The 12,150-nt window shown below is 65.8% G+C and carries 14 protein-coding genes; 6 read left to right on the forward strand and 8 right to left on the reverse strand.

All coding sequences use genetic code 11. The features are described from left to right. The first annotated feature begins 46 nt into the window (after positions 1 to 46). Together HCU64_RS03370 and HCU64_RS03375 are read left to right on the forward strand one after the other, a co-directional pair. Positions 47 to 289 carry a hypothetical protein gene (locus HCU64_RS03370; protein ID WP_183501872.1) on the forward strand — a complete coding sequence of 81 codons (243 nt, stop codon included), beginning with the start codon at positions 47 to 49 and terminating at the stop codon, positions 287 to 289. Positions 290 to 550: 261 nt separating this feature from the next. Further along, the gene (locus tag HCU64_RS03375; RefSeq protein WP_233382354.1) at positions 551 to 913 is read left to right on the forward strand and encodes a hypothetical protein; all 363 of its coding nucleotides are present in this window, start codon (positions 551 to 553) and stop codon (positions 911 to 913) included. A gap of 55 nt (positions 914 to 968) precedes the next feature. On the opposite strand, the gene HCU64_RS03380 is transcribed toward HCU64_RS03375, so the two are convergent. From HCU64_RS03380 to HCU64_RS03390, 3 genes are all read right to left on the reverse strand, one after another. Next, positions 969 to 1,790 (reverse strand): transglutaminase-like domain-containing protein, encoded by an 822-nt coding sequence (locus HCU64_RS03380; protein WP_233382355.1) that lies wholly within the window; start codon positions 1,788 to 1,790, stop codon positions 969 to 971. A gap of 779 nt (positions 1,791 to 2,569) precedes the next feature. Beyond that, positions 2,570 to 3,748 carry an MFS transporter gene (locus HCU64_RS03385; protein WP_233382904.1) on the reverse strand — a complete coding sequence of 393 codons (1,179 nt, stop codon included), beginning with the start codon at positions 3,746 to 3,748 and terminating at the stop codon, positions 2,570 to 2,572. A gap of 214 nt (positions 3,749 to 3,962) precedes the next feature. Next, the gene (locus HCU64_RS03390; RefSeq protein ID WP_233382356.1) at positions 3,963 to 4,907 is read right to left on the reverse strand and encodes a Kelch repeat-containing protein; all 945 of its coding nucleotides are present in this window, start codon (positions 4,905 to 4,907) and stop codon (positions 3,963 to 3,965) included. 125 nt (positions 4,908 to 5,032) lie between these two features. Here HCU64_RS03390 and HCU64_RS03395 point away from each other — a divergent pair, with 125 nt between their 5' ends. Next, positions 5,033 to 5,746, forward strand: a complete 714-nt coding sequence (locus HCU64_RS03395; protein WP_233382357.1) for a sulfate transporter family protein — start codon at positions 5,033 to 5,035, stop codon at positions 5,744 to 5,746. Positions 5,747 to 5,753: 7 nt separating this feature from the next. On the opposite strand, the gene HCU64_RS03400 is transcribed toward HCU64_RS03395, so the two are convergent. Beyond that, on the reverse strand, positions 5,754 to 6,209 hold the full coding sequence (locus HCU64_RS03400) for an Rrf2 family transcriptional regulator (protein ID WP_233382358.1): 456 nt from the start codon (positions 6,207 to 6,209) through the stop codon (positions 5,754 to 5,756). Between the two features lie 88 nt (positions 6,210 to 6,297). On the opposite strand from HCU64_RS03400, the gene HCU64_RS03405 reads away from it, so the two are divergent. Next, positions 6,298 to 7,077 (forward strand): class I SAM-dependent methyltransferase, encoded by a 780-nt coding sequence (locus tag HCU64_RS03405; protein WP_233382359.1) that lies wholly within the window; start codon positions 6,298 to 6,300, stop codon positions 7,075 to 7,077. A gap of 16 nt (positions 7,078 to 7,093) precedes the next feature. Here HCU64_RS03405 and HCU64_RS03410 read toward each other — a convergent pair whose 3' ends face one another. Both HCU64_RS03410 and HCU64_RS03415 read right to left on the reverse strand, forming a co-directional pair. Continuing rightward, positions 7,094 to 7,384, reverse strand: coding sequence for a hypothetical protein (locus HCU64_RS03410; RefSeq protein ID WP_233382360.1), 291 nt, complete (start codon positions 7,382 to 7,384; stop codon positions 7,094 to 7,096). 59 nt (positions 7,385 to 7,443) lie between these two features. Beyond that, positions 7,444 to 8,448, reverse strand: a complete 1,005-nt coding sequence (locus HCU64_RS03415) for a 2-hydroxyacid dehydrogenase (RefSeq protein WP_233382361.1) — start codon at positions 8,446 to 8,448, stop codon at positions 7,444 to 7,446. Positions 8,449 to 8,667: 219 nt separating this feature from the next. On the opposite strand from HCU64_RS03415, the gene HCU64_RS03420 reads away from it, so the two are divergent. Continuing rightward, entirely contained in the window at positions 8,668 to 9,210 is a 543-nt protein-coding gene (locus tag HCU64_RS03420) for an SH3 domain-containing protein (protein WP_233382905.1), read from the forward strand. A gap of 54 nt (positions 9,211 to 9,264) precedes the next feature. Here HCU64_RS03420 and irr read toward each other — a convergent pair whose 3' ends face one another. Both irr and HCU64_RS03430 read right to left on the reverse strand, forming a co-directional pair. Continuing rightward, the gene (gene irr, locus HCU64_RS03425) at positions 9,265 to 9,768 is read right to left on the reverse strand and encodes a Fur family transcriptional regulator Irr (protein ID WP_233382362.1); all 504 of its coding nucleotides are present in this window, start codon (positions 9,766 to 9,768) and stop codon (positions 9,265 to 9,267) included. A 118-nt stretch (positions 9,769 to 9,886) separates the two neighbouring features. Next, on the reverse strand, positions 9,887 to 11,101 hold the full coding sequence (locus tag HCU64_RS03430; protein WP_233382363.1) for a polyhydroxyalkanoate depolymerase: 1,215 nt from the start codon (positions 11,099 to 11,101) through the stop codon (positions 9,887 to 9,889). 372 nt (positions 11,102 to 11,473) lie between these two features. On the opposite strand from HCU64_RS03430, the gene HCU64_RS03435 reads away from it, so the two are divergent. Beyond that, positions 11,474 to 12,130 carry a glutathione S-transferase family protein gene (locus HCU64_RS03435; RefSeq protein ID WP_233382364.1) on the forward strand — a complete coding sequence of 219 codons (657 nt, stop codon included), beginning with the start codon at positions 11,474 to 11,476 and terminating at the stop codon, positions 12,128 to 12,130. The last annotated feature ends 20 nt before the right edge of the window (positions 12,131 to 12,150 follow it).

The raw sequence follows: 12,150 nt of genomic DNA on the forward strand, positions 1-12,150 counted from the left end.
TATGGCGTTGGCCTGATCTCCATCGTGGATACGCTAGGACCAATGCATGGCAATTAAAGCACTCAACGACCGTAAGAAGCTGTCGAACGACTTCAACGAGGCGAATGACGCATTTATCGATGAGGTGCTAGGTGCGTTTCAGTCTGGCCGCTTACCTCGCGACCTCGCCCGCGCTTATCTCGCGCATCCGGTCGCGATGATGCATTCCGACGGGGCACAGGCCGTGGCCGGGTACTTTGAGCGAATGCTGGCGCAGCGACCGAACATTGAGTGGACGCCTGGCGATTGAGCGCTCGGGGCGGCGCTGACCGTCTGATCGAGAGCTGCGGGTTTCTCGCGTGCTGGCTGCCAGCGATTGCACATGCGGCGCGATCGGTCGGATGTCGCTCGTGCCTGGCGCCAGATGATCGATGATGTGCGTTCGTCGGAAGGCATATCGAAAGGTACCTGCCGGTTCAGAATAAATATTTTCGCTCGTGTTCGGTTTTATGATCCGCGCACTAGATCGATAGTGTAAATTTTTACGCGCCATCAAATTTGAGAATCGGCAATGAAAATTATCGCCTGGCTGACAGATCAGATTCGGCGGAGAAAAGAATCTTCTCGAAATAAAAATTTGAGCGAAAGACGAGCTGACGCGATCGAAAACGGTACATTTTCCGATGAATCCACTTTTGGTGGTCGTGATTTTGACGAAAAGTATCGACTGGCAATGCGCCTGACCCAGAATTACGTTGATCAACATTATCCTAATTCGTATCATGCAAAGCAAACCAAAGATTTTGATCAAACCATTGACTACGAAGGCGTCAGAACGGACGCAATCAGTATTTTATCGTCCTCCATTTGCGCGTCATTGAGACAAGGTGCGGGCGCCGAAAAAGCCGCAAGTGTAGCAATCATGAAAATTTAGCCAGATAAGTATACGCTCGTAAAAGCTGTCGAAAATGACCGATGCGAAGCCGACATTAACGCGCGATGGCGGGCGCCTCTTCAGTCGTAACCAGAAAATTGACGAGCGAGTTCGGCCCGAAGGTGAGCGTCAGCGGCACGTCGGCAGCATCGCGACCATATGCAATCAATATTCGGCCGATACGTGGGCTGTTATTCCGCGGGTCGAACATGTGCCAGCGTCCGCCCAGGAAAACCTCCATCCAGGCCGCGAAATCGCCGGGTGAATGCGGCAGAGGCAAGCCGATGTCGCTGACATAACCGGTGCAGTAGCGCGCGGGGATGTTCAGACATCGGCAAAAGGCGATCGCGAGGTGAGCATAATCGCGGCAGACGCCTCGTTGCTCCTCGAAGACCTCTGCGGCTGTGCGCGTCGGCCGCGAGTATTCGTATCCGAACGTGATCCGATCATGCACGTAATCGCAGACGGCCTGCACACGCGACCACCCTGGCGGCAGGCTTCCGAAAAGATTCCAGGCAATCTCCGAGAGCCGATCCGTCTCGCAATAACGACTCCCGAGAAGGAAGAGCAGCGTGTCCGTCGGCAACATCGAGGCTAACGCCTCGGTCGCGCCCGTGTCGGGCGGTGCTTCATTCTCGCTGTGGTCGCGCACGACCGTATCGGTCTTCAGCGTCAGGCGGCCGGCCGGCGCGACCAGACGGGTGCACCAATTTCCGAAACTGTCACGATATCCCTCGAGCGGTACGGATGGCGTCGTCAGAATATAATCCGGCCGCTCGAGGTCAGAAAACCGCGATGAGTGAATATTGAGCATCGCGATGAGGGTTGTCGGATACTGAAATTCGTAGGTCATCTCGCAGCCGACGAGAATTCGCATTCGTGCTCGTCCAAAATTGTCGAGAAATCGAGGCCGGCGATTCAGCTACCGTCTGCAGTGGCTTATCGGCCGGTTAAACGAGAGGCCGCATCGTCGCGCAAAAGATGCGATCGAGGCGGCCCCTCAGACAGTACGAGCGAGCGCTCTCACGCCTACTTTCGTCCGGCTGTCTTCATAGCGTCGCTGACAAGATTCTTCGTCGACGGTGCAGACGCATTCATCTTCACGACGGGCTTCTTCGGCTTCTTCGCCTCACGACTGCCGCGCTGCTTTTCCGTAGCCATGATCGTCACTCCCGATCTGTGATTGTGGAACTGGTCGCACCGCACCTGGCAGCCACGGCATGCAGAAGCAGATGGCCAAAATGGCCGGGCTGCTCGGCTGACCCAAGGATGTCCGATGGATATCGATCCTGGCCACGTGATCTCCCGAACCCTGCAGGCGGGAGCACTTGGCCCTCAGTCACCGGAGCCTGTCGTTCTCGGCCGGTGATGAGCCAGGATGCGCTTCTTCAGCGGTGAAAGATAGCCGTGCGTGCGTCGCTATCGGCGTTGCGCCCTCTTTGCTGCGTGCTCCCCCGTCTGCGCCATTCGGCGTTAGCCGCAGGCCGCCTGAGGAAGCGAAAACCGCAAGCGCGCAATGGGTGACGCTGCTGTCAAAATGGGAGCCGTCCGAATGAGCGCTTTCAGGCGCGGCTTAATCTTGCGTCGAGTACGTCGCTGGGTCGAAAGCGGACCCAACGCGTGGGTCGTCTCAGTCAGCGGCTCCCAACCTGTCTTTCAGGCGGCAATGCCGGTCTTGCCGCGATCGAGCGCCAGAGAGACCGCCCACACGGCAAGGCCGCCGAGCGCCAGGGCGACGCCGACCCAGCCCGTTGCCGGAAGGCCAAAGCCCGCGGCGATGGCGAGACCGGCGAGCCACGGACCGAGGGCATTGGCGACGTTGAAGGCGGAGTGGTTGAGCGCGGCGGCCAGCGTCTGCGCGTCCTCGGCCACGTCCATCAGCCGCGTCTGCAGGATGGTGGCGAGGCCGCCGCCGCAACCGATCAGGAACACCACCGGCAGCAGGGTCCAGAGGCTCGCGGTCGCGGCGGGGTAGAGGGCCAGCACAACGGCACTCCACACCAGCGTCGCGCCCGCCGAGAGCATCAGCTTGCCCGATCGGTCCGCGACCCAGGCCCAGGCGAGATTGCCGACCGTGAGGCCAGCACCAAAGACGGCGAGCGCCACCGGGATCAGGGCCGGCGAGACCTGCGTCACCGAGAGCATGGTCGAGGCGAGGTAGGTGTACATCGAGAACATGCCGCCGAAGCCGACGGCGCCGATGCCGAGCGTCAGCCAGACCTGCCCGCGCTTGAGCGCGCCGAGTTCGCGCAGCGGGCTCGCCCCCGCGATCGGCGCACCGAGGGGAGCGTACAGCCGCACCAGCGCGGCCGTCAGCAGGGCGAGCCCGGCGACGATCCCAAAGCTCCAGCGCCAGCCGAAGAGCTGGCCGATGGCGTTGGCCAGCGGCACGCCGATCACGGTGGCGATCGTCAGGCCAGTCAGAACCTTCGCCGCCGCCTGCGCCCGCTTCGCGTGCGGCACCAGCGACGCGGCGAGCAGCATGGCGACCCCGAAATAGGCGCCATGCGGCAGGCCGGCGAAGAACCGGAAGGCCATCATCGCGGGGTAGCTCGGCGCCAGGGCGGAGAGCAGGTTGCCGATGGCGAACATCAGCATCAGGCCGACCAGAAGCGTCCGTCGGGCGATGCGCGCGGCGAGCACCGCGATCACCGGCGCGCCGACCACGACGCCGAGCGCATAGGCACTGATCACGTGGCCGGCCGTCGGCGCATCGATGTCGAGGGCCGGCGCGAATTCCGGCAGCAGGCTCATCGAGGCGAACTCGGTCGTGCCGATCGCGAAGCCACCGACGGCGAGCGCGAGGATGACGAGCGAGGGATGGACGTCCCGCACGGCGGCAGCCGACGTGGTCTCATCGCAGCAGACGGAGGAAGGGTTCGTCACGAGCAGCCCATTTTGCAGCGCAGCATAAACGCCAACCTAGCGACGAATGCCGGGAATCACAGGCCCACGCCGTGGCATGTCCGCCTTGTGCTCGGCGCAACTGCATCTCGTTATCCCGGGCTCCGCTGTGCGGCGCGGGGATGACGGAGAGGAGTGGGCGCCCTCAGCGCGTGGCCGGATCGGCCTTCGGATCGAACACCTCGACCGTCCCGGACTTGAAGCCGCCCGGTTTCGGGCTGCCGACGAGGGTGTAGATCCGGCCGTTGTAAGTCACCGCACCGAAGCCGTGCCGGGCCGTCGGCAGCCGGGCGAGGCTCCGCCAGAAGTTCTTCGGCAGGTCGAAGGCCTCCACCTGGTCGTAGGTCTTGTGGTTCGACTCGCCGCCGATGACGTAGACGTCCTGGCCCAGCGCCGCCGAGGCCGTACCGCTGCGTGCGGTGGGCAGCGGGGCGGCCTCGCTCCAGGCATCCTTGGCCGGATCGTAGACCTGGTTCACCGCGAGATTCTTCCCGGAATCGCCATCGACCCGGCCACCCACCGCGACGATCCTTCCACCGACGGCCTGGACCGAAAGGTGATCGCGCGGCGTCGGCAGCTTTGCGGCCTTGCTCCAGCGATCGGCCGCCGGGTCGTAGACCTCGTGCGCGGACGTGTTCTTGCGGCCCGAGACGCTGCCGCTGACGACGTGGATCTTGCCGTCGAGCAGCGTCGCGCCGCCGGCGGCGCGGGCCGTGGGCAGCGGCGCGCGCGGCGTCCAGGCATTCGTCTTCGGATCGTAGGCCCAGACCTTGTCGGTGGCGTCCCAGCCGTTCACGTAGCCGCCGAAGACGTAGATCAGGCCGCCCTGCCCCACCGCCATGGTGTGGTGGACGGGATAGGGAGAGGCTGCGCCACGGCTCCAGACGTCCTTGGCGAGGTCGTAGATCAGCAGTTCGGTGGCGCCGTTATAGTCGCCGACCACGTAGGCCTTGCCGTCGATGGCCGCGACGGCGACCTCCGAGCGCTCGGCCGGCGCGCTGCTCGCGGCCGCCCAGGCTCCGACCTCGTGCGCGGCGACCGGGGAGGCCATCAGGATGCCCGCAAGCAGCAGGGCGGTGGATCTCGGCATGCTCGGCTCCGTTCTGAGCGCATTCGCGGGGTGAACGCACGGGACCTCGAAAAGCCCCCGCCCTTGCGCCGATCACGGAGTGCGGCGAGAACCGCTCGCGACGTCGTTGCACAAGCGGACCCACGATGCTGATCAAAGCCGCTGCCGCAGCCCTGCGGCAGGTCTTCTCGCCGGCCATGCGGGCAATCCTCCTGAAGTCGCTGGGACTGACGCTCGGGCTGCTGATCGTGGTCTGGTTCGCGCTGACCCGGCTGATCCAGTGGTTCCAGTCGGGCCATCACATTGCGGCCGACTATCCGATCCTCGACACCATCGCCTTCTTCCTGGCCGGGGCCGGCCTGTTCGTGGCGCTCGCCTACATCATGCCGGCGGTCTCGATCCTGGTGGCAGGCTTCTTCCTCGACGATGCCGCCCAGATCGTCGAGCGCACCGACTTCCCGAACGACCCGCCCGGCCGCGCCCTGCCCTGGAGCCAGGCCCTGCTCTACGCCCTGCGCTTCGCCGGGCTGGCCCTGGTGGTGAACCTGATCGCCCTGCTGTTGATCTTCGTGCCAGGCGTGAACCTCGTCGCTTTCTTCGGCGCCAACGCCTACCTGCTCAGCCGCGAGTATTTCGAGGCCGCCGCCAGCCGATTCCGGCCGATCTCCGAAGCGCAGGAGATGCGCCGGCACTTCAACCTGACGACGCTCGCTGCCGGGGCCATGCTTGCCGGGCTGATGGTGGTGCCGGTCGTGAACCTCGCCGTGCCGCTCTTCGGCATCGCGCTGATGGTCCACCTGCACAAGGGCTTGAGCCGCAAGGCGCTGCTCGAGGCACCGGCAGCCGGGAACGCTCGCTAGCGGTCGACTATCCGCACCGGGAAGCAGGGTTTGGCCCACCGGGCTCGCACCGTGCGTCGAAGCCGCGCGCCAATTCGGCAAGGCTGACCGAGCCCAACCGCGCGATGAGCAGCGCCTCGGCCTCGCGCAAGGTGTCCTCCAACGCCGCGTTGACGACCTTCTCGACCGCGCAATCGGGATTCGGATGATCGCTGCCGATCGCGAAGATGCGTGGTCCGCCGACCGCGCGATGGACGTCCAGGAGCGACACGTCCTCCAGATTCGCGGCGATGGTCCAGCCGCCGCCATGCCCCTTTTCCGATCGCACGTAGCCGGCCTCTCGCAGGCCCGCCATCGTGCGGCGGACGACCACGGGACTCGTACCGAGCATCTGGCCGATCACCTGCGAGGTCATCGGTCCATCGCGGCGCGCCATGTGGAGCAGCACGTGGAGGGTACGGGAAAGGCGGCTGTCGTTGCGCACGACACGATCCTTCACGCGGGACCCGCGGATTGGCAACCGAGACATATCACGCTACTTATGAAGTTACGTGATTGGTGGAGCCTCCGAGATGCGCGAGTTCGAGAACCCTGATCGGTGGGACAAGGCCGCCGAGCACTACGAGCAGACCGCCCATCCGTTCACGGCACGCTTCGCCGAAGCCGCGCTCGCGCGGGTGCCCCTGTCGGAGCAAAGCCGCGTCCTCGATGTCGCCACGGGAACCGGCGCGCTCGCGCTCGCGGCGGCGCGGACCGGAGCGCAGGTCCTCGCGGTCGACTTCTCGCCCGGCATGGTGGCCCGCGTCACCGCAGCCGGACTGCCCAACCTCGATGCCGAGGTCATGGACGGACAGGCGCTCGCCCTGCCGGATGCCGGCTTCGATGCCGTGTTCTCGATCTTCGGCGTGATCATGTTCCCGGACTGGCGCAGGGGGCTCGCGGAGATGGCGCGGGTAACGCGACCCGGCGGCCACGGCGTCGTGGCGACGTGGCAGGAGCAGGGTGCCGCGACGTTCCTGCTGCTCGGCCAGATCCGCCGGACACTCTTCCCCGAGCGCGAGAGCATGGCGATGCCCGACGGGGTGAAGGCGCTCGGCGATCCGGATGCCTTCGCCCGCGAATTGGTCGCCGCGGGGTTTCAGATGCCGCGGATCGAGCGCGTGGTCTTCGACTACGAACTCGACGTCGCGATGCTCGACGAGCCCGACACGCTGTTCGGCATGTCGCCCGACTGGGCCAGTCTGAACGCCGAGGACAAGGCGGCGGTTGTCGCCGAAGCGCGGCGGATGGCGGGAGCTCGACCGATCCTGCCGATCCCCTCGACCGCGCTCATCGCCGTGGCGGAGCGCTGAACTTTCGCTCCCGCCGTTAGGCGTCGTCCTCACGGCCGAAGACTTCGCCCTGCTCCGCGAGGCGGGCATCGTCGACATCGGTCCGCAGCCGCTGCCGGTCGCGGTACCGGGTCAGCGCCTCCTGCCAGCCGAGCGGCAAGCCGAGGCTGTTCTCCTGGGCCTGGGCGGCGATCTTGCCCAGCAGTTCTTGCCAATCCTCCTCGGACACGTCCTGCACCATGTCCGCAGAGCCATTCCCGCGCAGGACCTCCTGCGCCAGCGCGATCAGCGGCGCGATCGTCCGGTCGAGTTCGCTGTCATCCGCCATAGCCTGATCCTCTTCGGGCCGTCATTCGACGTCGAGCGCCGATCGGGGAAAACCCCGCTTCAGAGCATGCTCGGAAGGATGCGGTCCGGGGGCCGGTGGCCGTCCATGAAGGTCTTGATGTTGATGATGACCTTCTCGCCCATGTCGGTGCGGCTCTCGTGGGTGGCCGAACCCATATGCGGCAGCAGCACCACCTTGCCGGCGCGTGCGAGCTTAACGAGGCGCGGGCTGACCGCTGGCTCCTGCTCGAACACGTCGAGGCCGGCCCCCGAGATCTCGCCGGCTTCGATCAGCCGCGCGAGGGCGTTCTCGTCGATCACCTCGCCACGGGCGGTGTTCACGACGATCGCCTCGGGCTTCATCAGCTTGAGGCGGCGCGCCGAGAGCAGGTGATAGGTGGCCGGCGTATGCGGGCAGTTCACCGAGACCACGTCGACGCGCGCCAGCATCTGGTCGAGGGACTCCCAGTAGGTCGCATCGAGGCTCTGCTCGGTCGCCGTCGGCACCCGACGGCGGTTGTGGTAGTGGATCGACAGGCCGAAAGCCTTGGCGCGCTTGGCGAGTGCCTGGCCGATCCGGCCCATGCCGACGATGCCGAGGCGCTTGCCGGTGATGCGGCGGCCGAGCATCCAGGTCGGCGACCAGCCGGTGCTCCAGTCGTCGTCGGGAATGATGCGCGCGCCCTCGGCGACGCGGCGTGCCACGGCCAGGATCAGCGCCATGGTCATGTCGGCGGTGTCTTCCGTCAGCACGCCCGGCGTGTTGGTGACGGTGATGCCGCGCTCGAGTGCCGTGCCGACGTCGATATGGTCGACGCCGTTGCCGAAATTGGCGATCAGCTTGAGGTTCGGGCCGGCCTGGGCCAGCAGCCCCGCATCGATCTCGTCGGTGACGGTGGGCACGAGGACGTCGGCCTCGCGGAGTGCAGCCGCGAGCGCATCGTGCTCCATCGGCTTGTCCTCCGCATTGAGGCGCGTGTCGAACAGCTCGCGCATGCGGGCCTCGACCGCCTCCGGCAGGCGACGGGTCACCACCACCAGAGGCTTGCGCTTCAACGACGACATGGTTCCTCCCGCGAGGGCACTCGTTACGCGTTCGGCGGGTTCCGCAGCGTCTGGGCTTACGCTCCGTTAACCGTGACACGGCCAGATGGAACGATCGGCCGACGCGCCTCGGACCACGCTCCGCCGCACATCTTCCCGGTTTCTCTATCAGAGAGAGGTCGGAAGACAATGCGGGCCAAGCTCCCGCGGCTTCGGGCGACGAGCCAAGGACCATCGATGATGCGCAACGCGATTCTCGGGACTTCCCTCGCCTTCCTTCTCGCCGGCCTCAACGCCGCGAGCGCCGCCGCCCCCGAAGGTGGGCGCGCGACCAAGCTACCGCTGCCCCGCTATGCCAGCCTGAAGACCGACCGGGTCAACCTGCGCGAGGGTCCGTCGAAGGACCACCGCACGCTCTGGGTCTATCGCCGGGCCGGGCTGCCGGTGGAAATCATCGCCGAATTCGAGACCTGGCGGCGCATTCGCGATTCCGAGGGCACGGAGGGCTGGGTGCTGCACTCGCTGCTCTCCGGCCGCCGCACCGCTGTCGTGACGCCACAGGCCGGCGCCAACGCCACACCGACCGTGCCGCTACTCGCGCGTGCCGAGGCCGGCGCCTCCGAGGAGGCAAAGCTCGAACCCGGCGTCATCGGCAACGTGAAAAGCTGCACGGGTACCTGGTGCCGCGTCATCGTGGCGCTGCCGCAGACCCGCGGCGATGTCGACGGCTATATCCGCCAGGAGCGCCTCTGGGGCGTCTACCCGAACGAAACGGTGGAATGAAAAAAGCCGGCGATCCCTCGCCGGCTTTTCGAAAACTCTCGCGACCCGGCCGGATCAGGCGCGACCCGAAACTCCGCGGCGGCGCAGGCGCACGATCACCTCGACGCCGGCGATCTCCATGCCCTCGGGGGCGTTCGGCAGAGATTCGACCGAGATGCCGCATTCCGGCATGTCCATCACCTCGCCCTCTTCCTCGAGGAAGAAGTGGTGGTGCTCGCTCGGGTTGGTATCGAAATAGGCCTTCGACCCGTCGAGCGCGAGCTGGCGCAGAAGGCCGGCTTCGGTGAACTGGTGGAGAGTGTTGTAGACGGTGGCCAGCGAGACCGGCACCTTGGCGCGCATCGCCTCGTCGTAGAGCATTTCCGCCGTCAGGTGGCGATCACCACGGCCGAACAGCAGCCAGCCGAGCGAGAGGCGCTGACGGGTCGGGCGCAGGCCTGCCCGGCGCAGCCGGTCACGCAGGTCGGACAGCGGGCAACCACGACGGCCCGGAGCCTCGCTCGGAACGGATGACGGACGTGCGTTCAACACGGCCTGAAGCTGCACCAGATCGGACATCGGCGGGCTGAGGGCTCACTCTTCAACAGACATAGAGCGCAAGAGTATACGGGGGCGGACCGCCTGCGGCAAGCTGGCCGGCGGAACCGTCCCCGGCATCCCATGCAGGGCTCGGCTCTCAGGCGTGGGACTGGATGAAGTTGCGGACCAACGGATAGGTCTGCGCTTCCCATTTGCGCCCCGAGAAGACGCCGTAATGGCCGACCCCGGCCTGCAAATGGTGGCTCCGCATATGGGGCGGAAGGCTGGCGCAGAGATCGTGCGCCGCCATGGTCTGGCCGACGGCGCAGATGTCGTCACGCTCGCCCTCGACGGTCATCAGGGCCGTGCGCTGGATCGAGCGCATGTCGATCGACTCGCCGCGATAGGTCAGGGCATTCCGGGCGAGCGTGTAGTCCTGGAACACCGTCTTGACCGTCTCGAGATAGAACTCGGCGGTGAGGTCGAGGACGGCGAAATATTCGTCGTAGAAGGTCTCGATGGCGCGCGCCTTGTCCGATTCGCCGCGCACGTAGTGCCAGAACAGGTCCTGGTGGGCCTGGCTGTGGCGCTGGGCGTTCATCGAGACGAAGGCCGCGACCTGCATGTAGCCCGGATAGACCCGGCGGCCGGCACCCCGGTGTCGGTCGCTCACGGTGCTGATCAGGTTCTTCTCGAACCACTCGATCGGCTTGGAGGTGGCGAGCTCGTTCACGGAGGTCGGGCTGATGCGACAATCCACCGGGCCAGCCATCAGCGTCATGCTGCGCGGCTGGGCCGGGTTCTTGGTGTGGGCCATCACGGCGGAAGCGGCCAGCGCTTGCACGGCCGGCTGGCAGACGGCGACGAGGTGTGAGCCCTCGCCCATCGTCTCCAGGAATCGGACGACGTGGTCGACATAATCGTCGAAGCCGAACTCGCCCTCGGAGAGCGGCACGTCGCGGGCATTGTGCCAGTCGGTGATGTAGACGTCGTGGTCGGCGAGCAGGGTGCGCACGGTGCCACGCAGCAGCGTCGCGAAATGCCCCGAAAGCGGGGCGAGCACCAGAACCTTCGGTTGCGGGCTGGCGATGTCCTTGCGGAAGCGCAGCAGCGTCGCGAAGGGCGTCGCCACCACCGCCTCCTCGACCACCGGCACCTCGCGATTGCCGACCGTGACCGAGCGAATCCCGTAATCCGGCCGGGCGTAGGTCAGCCCGGCGCGCATCATCATGCGTGCGCCGGCCGACCACCAGTTGGCATGGTCGCGGAACGGCGTGCCCGCCCAGGGCGATACCGCCTGGTTCAGCATCTGCCCCCAGCTGCGCGTCTGCTGGGCGAAGTCCGACTGGGCATCGAACGCACGGTACATCATCAGATCCGCAACTCCCGGCGCGTCCACGATGATCCGACATGCCGGCGCTCGAGTGAGCGCAGCAGCGGGGGAGCAAGGGTTACGGGTGCAAGCGATCTTCGCAACCGGCTAAAGGTACAACTTCACCCTGTTTTGGAGTCAGTGAAACAAAAATGCCTCATGTATCCAATCGACCGTAAACGGTTGTTCTACGGCCCGAATTTCGAAAACCGGCCGGTACCTCGCTTGTATTAGACTAACCAAAGGCCATGGCGCTCTCCCGTGGTTTATCCCTCGTCCGGCGCACGGCCGTCCCGTCATCGCTGCCGAGCCATGCCGCGGCACGATACTTGGATGTCCCATCGGAGGGACCGATTCAGCGGGAAGAGAGTCATGGCGGACGCGACGCTCACGATATCCAGCCGCAACTACTCGTCGTGGTCGCTGCGCGGCTGGCTGCTCTGCCGCATGGCCGGGCTGGATTTCGAGGTCGAGCTGCTGCCGGGGTCGGATTCCTCCACGCGCGCCGAGCTCCTGCACCTGTCGCCGTCCTTCCTGGTGCCACGGCTGACCCACGGCACGGTCGGCGTCTGGGATGCCCTCGCCATCGGCGAATACCTCAACGAGACGTTTCCCGGCGCAGGCCTGCTGCCGGAAGCGGCGGCCGAGCGAGCCCGCTGCCGCGCCGTCTCCGCCGAGATGCATGGCGGCTTCATCAATCTGCGCTCGGCGCTGCCGATGAACCTGCGAGCGCACATCCCGGGCTTTCGCATCTTCAACGGCGCGAGGGGCGACATCGAGCGGATCGTCGCGATCTTCGAGGATTGCCTCGGTCGCTCCGGCGGTCCCTACCTGTTCGGCGCCCGGCCGACACTGGCGGATGCGATGTACGCCCCCGTCTGCACGCGCTTTCGCACCTACGACGTGCCGCTGCCCTTCATGGCGCAGACCTACCGGGACACGATCCTCGCCTGGGACCTCCTGGCGGAATGGACCCAGGCGGCGGTCAGCGAACCGGACGAGATCGAAGAACTCGACATGGAGTTCTGATCTCGGTCGCGTCTTGGCGT

The sequence above is a fragment of the Methylobacterium sp. C25 genome (assembly GCF_021352225.1).
In the GTDB taxonomy this organism is placed as follows: domain Bacteria; phylum Pseudomonadota; class Alphaproteobacteria; order Rhizobiales; family Beijerinckiaceae; genus Methylobacterium.

Coding starts and splice junctions, on each gene's coding strand:
- HCU64_RS03380 (WP_233382355.1), bottom strand. CDS start 1,790: ATGCGAATTCTCGTCGGCTGCGAGATGACCTACGAATTTCAGTATCCG.
- HCU64_RS03395 (WP_233382357.1), top strand. CDS start 5,033: ATGCTGATCAAAGCCGCTGCCGCAGCCCTGCGGCAGGTCTTCTCGCCG.
- HCU64_RS03420 (WP_233382905.1), top strand. CDS start 8,668: ATGCGCAACGCGATTCTCGGGACTTCCCTCGCCTTCCTTCTCGCCGGC.
- HCU64_RS03390 (WP_233382356.1), bottom strand. CDS start 4,907: ATGCCGAGATCCACCGCCCTGCTGCTTGCGGGCATCCTGATGGCCTCC.
- HCU64_RS03435 (WP_233382364.1), top strand. CDS start 11,474: ATGGCGGACGCGACGCTCACGATATCCAGCCGCAACTACTCGTCGTGG.
- HCU64_RS03430 (WP_233382363.1), bottom strand. CDS start 11,101: ATGATGTACCGTGCGTTCGATGCCCAGTCGGACTTCGCCCAGCAGACG.
- HCU64_RS03370 (WP_183501872.1), top strand. CDS start 47: ATGGCAATTAAAGCACTCAACGACCGTAAGAAGCTGTCGAACGACTTC.
- HCU64_RS03405 (WP_233382359.1), top strand. CDS start 6,298: ATGCGCGAGTTCGAGAACCCTGATCGGTGGGACAAGGCCGCCGAGCAC.
- HCU64_RS03415 (WP_233382361.1), bottom strand. CDS start 8,448: ATGTCGTCGTTGAAGCGCAAGCCTCTGGTGGTGGTGACCCGTCGCCTG.
- irr (WP_233382362.1), bottom strand. CDS start 9,768: ATGTCCGATCTGGTGCAGCTTCAGGCCGTGTTGAACGCACGTCCGTCA.
- HCU64_RS03375 (WP_233382354.1), top strand. CDS start 551: ATGAAAATTATCGCCTGGCTGACAGATCAGATTCGGCGGAGAAAAGAA.
- HCU64_RS03410 (WP_233382360.1), bottom strand. CDS start 7,384: ATGGCGGATGACAGCGAACTCGACCGGACGATCGCGCCGCTGATCGCG.